The organism is Sinomonas sp. G460-2 (assembly GCF_047759905.1).
Taxonomy (GTDB): Bacteria; Actinomycetota; Actinomycetes; order Actinomycetales; family Micrococcaceae; genus Sinomonas.
In genome coordinates this window covers 1-4,336 of sequence record NZ_JBKZWT010000307.1, presented here as the reverse complement: position 1 = coordinate 4,336, position 4,336 = coordinate 1, and the positions used below count along the sequence as shown (strand labels likewise).

Sequence of the window (4,336 nt, the reverse complement as noted above, 5' to 3'; positions counted from 1 at the left end):
GCGGGGCGCACGGCATCGCGGGCCACAACGGGCGCGGGCACTTCGGGGCGGCCCAGGAAGTCCCCCGCGAACAGCGGGATCATGCGCGCGAAGAGCGTCGACGCGACGAGGACGGCGCCGCCCACGAAGCCGACAACCCCGCCGGGGCTGGGCGTCGTGACCACGAAGAGGAAGAAATAGGAGCACGTGAGCAGCGCGACGATCGAGGCGAACTGGTCGAGCGAGAGGGAGCCCACGCGGATCGAGGTCTCGGGCGCGAGCCGACGCCATGCGAAGAGGCCCGCAAGCACGATGGGCAGGAGGATGCCGATCGCAATGAAGTAGAGGGGCTGGGCGTTCCACAGGTTCATGAGGCCGCCCCGCACGAGCGGGAGCAGTGATCCGATGAACGTCACGAGCACACCCCCGAAGATCGCGAGGTCGCGTGCCGTGAACGGCCCGAGCACTGCCTCATTCTTCGGTCCGGATGGGGTCGGCGCAGCAGGGGACTGCGGGTTTGCGGGCTCGCTCTCGGGTCCGGTTTCCGCGCTATCGGCGCGCGAGGGACCCTGACGGGAATCAGACATGGGCTGCTCCATTCGGTCGTCCTTGCGGCTCAGCCTAGTCATAACGCCTGTGCGGTACCTAGCGCCTCACGAGGATCGATGCACGTCACGGGGCCCCGAAACGGCCCTGAAACCGTGCCTCCGAGCGCTCCCAGCGCGCCGCCCGTCGCGCAGAATCCCCCGCCCGGCGCGGCAATGTGACGCACGCAACTCCCCTGCTACGGGCAAAGGTCTAGTGTTGACGTCAGGCAGCCGACTGTGTCCGGATTCACAGGCTCGGGGCCGCCCGTGGCGGCTTTGGGCGGGGCCGGCGCGTCGGTCTGGACTTGCGAATGGATCGAGCCGAAAGGACACCATGTCCCAGCAAACCGTCAACGGGGACGCCTTCGAAAACCTGCTCCACGAGGAGCGGCGGTTCGCGCCCGCGCCTGAGTTCGCGGCCGCCGCCAACGTCCACGAGGACATCTACGCGGCGGCAGAGGATCGGACCACGTTCTGGGCCGAGCAGGCGCGCACCCGCCTCACGTGGTCGAAGGACTTCGAGGCGACCCTCGACTGGTCCGACGCCCCGTTCGCGAAGTGGTTCGTGGGCGGCGAGGTCAACGCGGCCTACAACGCGCTGGACCGGCACGTCGAGAACGGCCTCGGCGACCGCGTGGCGATTCATTTCGAGGGCGAGCCCGGCGACACCGAGACGATCACCTACGCGGACCTCACCGAGCGGGTCAAGCGGGCGGCGAACGCCTTCGAAGCCCTGGGCGTCCACAAGGGCGACCGGGTGGCCGTCTACCTGCCCATGATCCCCGAGGCAGTCGTGACGATGCTCGCGTGTGCGCGCATCGGCGCGATCCACTCGGTCGTGTTCGGCGGCTTCTCCGCCGACGCGCTCCGCAGCCGCATCGACGACGCCGAGGCCAAGCTCGTCGTCACGGCAGACGGAACGTACCGACGCGGCAAGCCGAGCTCGCTCAAGCCCGCCGTCGACGACGCCCTCGCCGCGCCGGGTCACACGGTCCAGCACGTCGTCGTCGTCAAGCGCAACGGCCAGGACGTCGCATGGACGGAGGGGCGCGACGTGCACTGGACCGACGTCATGGACGCAGCCTCGGCCGAGCACACCGCGGTGGGCCACGACTCCGAGCACCCGCTCTTCATCCTCTACACGTCCGGGACCACGGGGAAGCCGAAGGGCATCCTTCACACGACCGGCGGCTACCTCACCCAGACCGCGTACACCCACTCCGTGGTGTTCGACCTCAAGCCCGAGACGGACGTCTTCTGGTGCACGGCGGACATCGGCTGGGTCACCGGGCATTCGTACGTCGCCTACGCCCCGCTCATCAACGGCGCGACCCAGGTCATGTACGAGGGCACGCCCGATTCGCCGCATCAGGGCCGCTGGTGGGAGATCGTCCAGAAGTACAAGGTCTCGATCCTCTACACCGCCCCCACCGCGATCCGCACCATGATGAAGTGGGGCCGGGAGATCCCGGACGGCTACGACCTCACGAGCATCCGCGTGCTCGGCTCCGTGGGCGAACCCATCAACCCCGAGGCGTGGATGTGGTACCGCGAGGTGATCGGCGGAGGCAAGGCCCCGATCGTCGACACGTGGTGGCAGACCGAGACGGGCGCGATCATGATCGCCCCGCTGCCCGGCGTCACCGCGACGAAGCCGGGCTCGGCCCAGGTCCCGCTGCCGGGCATCGCGGTCGACGTGGTCGACGACGCAGGCCAGCCCGTGCCGAACGGCCACGGCGGCTTCCTCGTCATCCGCGAGCCGTGGCCCTCGATGCTGCGCACCATCTGGGGCGACCCCGAGCGCTACAAGGACACGTACTGGTCGCGCTTCGACAGCATGTACTTCGCGGGCGACGGCGCCAAGAAGGACGAGGACGGCGACGTCTGGCTCCTGGGCCGCGTGGACGACGTCATGAACGTCTCGGGCCACCGGCTCTCGACCACGGAGATCGAGTCCGCGCTCGTCTCCCACCCGTGGGTCGCGGAGGCCGCCGTGGTGGGCGCCGCCGACGAGACGACCGGTCAGGCGGTTGTCGCGTTCGTGATCCTGCGCGGCGAGGCCGACGTCCCAGACGGCGAGGACGCGCCCGCGACCCTGCGCGCGCACGTGGGCAAGGAGATCGGGCCCATCGCGAAGCCCAGGCACGTGCTCGTGGTGCCGGAGCTGCCCAAGACCCGCTCCGGCAAGATCATGCGGCGCCTCCTCAAGGACGTGGCCGAGGGCCGCGACCCGGGCGACGCGACCACGCTCGCCGACCCTCACGTCATGCAGCAGATCGCGGCGGACCTGCGGAAGTAGCCACTCAGCAAGGCAACGGACGACGGCGGGATCCCCTCCCAGCGGGGTGGGGATCCCGCCGTCGTCCGTTGCTCAGGCGCGCCGGCGTGCGAATAGCCGCAACTATCCGGCTCCCGGTCGGGGCGCCGCCGCAGTCATCTCACCGCGCGCCCGAGTCACCTTCTCACGGCCAAGTCCCGCTCAAGCGAACTTCTCAACGAGAAGGTGACTGGGGTCACCGAGAAGGTGACTGGGGTCAAGGAGAAGGTGGCTCCGCCCGGCCCGGAGCCCGCCCTCGAGCAGCCTGTTGCGGAACGATTCCGGTCGTTCAAGGTCGGCCCAGTCCCACCGAAGCACCGGGTGGCCCAATGCGAGCAGCCGATTCTCGCGCCGCTTCTCACGGCGGATGACGTCGCGCGGGTCCTCACCGCCCGTCAGCTCGCGGCGGAAGTACTTGCCCCACCCGTCGAACTCACCGACCGGTTCCGGCGCAACGTCCCAGGCGAAGTCCGTCCGCCCGATCAGGCCTTGCGCATCGTGATGCTCCCGCTGGAGGACCGGCTCAGGGAACCCGAACAAGTGCATGAGGGCGCGGCTCACCGATTCACCGGGCGACTCGGCCCCTCTTCTAGCGAGAGCCATCACCGCCTCGGCCTTGCTCCGATGGGTTGCGACACGGAGGTCGGCGATGCCATCGGTAACGTCGGCGAGGTCAAGAAGAGAGCCCTCCGCGCGTCGCCGAAGGTAGCCGTCTGCAACAGCGAGCGCCCTCGCGAACCTCCCCCTTGCCATGACCTCGACGAGGGCCGTCACGACCGGCATGGTGCTGAACTCGCCGACCAACTCGGTGTCGATCCCGTCGTGGTGGTGCCGGCGTACGGGCGGTGGCGGCGCTCGCCGGGCTGCCTGCGCATCAGCCGAGGAGCCACGAACCACGAATGTGCCGGGCCGTATTCCGAGCCTTGTCGTGGAGCGGATGGCCGCGTCAAGGTTGAGCGGAGCCTTCACGACCGGCAACCCATGCAGAAAGAGGGCGGTCTCGCCGCAGAAGACGGCTCCTGGGTGCGCCCGCGCGTACGCGGAGACAGCCATCTGGAATCGTGCATGAGGAGGTGCCCGAAGCCACACGGAGGTCGGGACGTAGAAGCCGCGGCGTAGCCGGACGAGCCGCCCGGCGTCGAACCCAGCCCTCGGGTCCATGGCGGCATCGACGAACCGAAGAGAGCTGTCGACGAGGTACGCGAGCGGGTCCATGGTTTGAGTCTTGCCGATCGCCACGCGTGCGCGCCGGGCCGAAGCCTCGTATGTGGAGAACGCCCGGCCCGGGATGTGTTGAGGGCAACTGCTCGGCAGAGACACGGATTGGCAGAGCCGCGGATTGGGGCAGTTACCTTCTCGCACAGAAGTCACCCACTAGCCGACTTCTCGGCGAGGAGGTAACTGCAGCCCACCACTGGGTGACTTCGCCGCAACGAGGTGACTTCCCGCCGTC

The 4,336-nt window shown here is 68.9% G+C and carries 2 protein-coding genes and 1 pseudogene; 1 reads left to right on the top strand and 2 read right to left on the bottom strand.

From position 1 onward, the window contains the following. Positions 1-566, bottom strand: a pseudogene (locus tag ACLN58_RS18640) (hypothetical protein); the annotation flags it as partial. Positions 567-900: 334 nt separating this feature from the next. Here ACLN58_RS18640 and acs point away from each other — a divergent pair. Next, positions 901-2,865 carry an acetate--CoA ligase gene (acs, locus tag ACLN58_RS18635; RefSeq protein WP_415856733.1) on the top strand — a complete coding sequence of 655 codons (1,965 nt, stop codon included), beginning with the start codon at positions 901-903 and terminating at the stop codon, positions 2,863-2,865. 180 nt (positions 2,866-3,045) lie between these two features. On the opposite strand, the gene ACLN58_RS18630 is transcribed toward acs, so the two are convergent. Next, the gene (locus tag ACLN58_RS18630) at positions 3,046-4,098 is read right to left on the bottom strand and encodes a hypothetical protein (RefSeq protein WP_415856732.1); all 1,053 of its coding nucleotides are present in this window, start codon (positions 4,096-4,098) and stop codon (positions 3,046-3,048) included. Between the last annotated feature and the right edge of the window lie 238 nt (positions 4,099-4,336).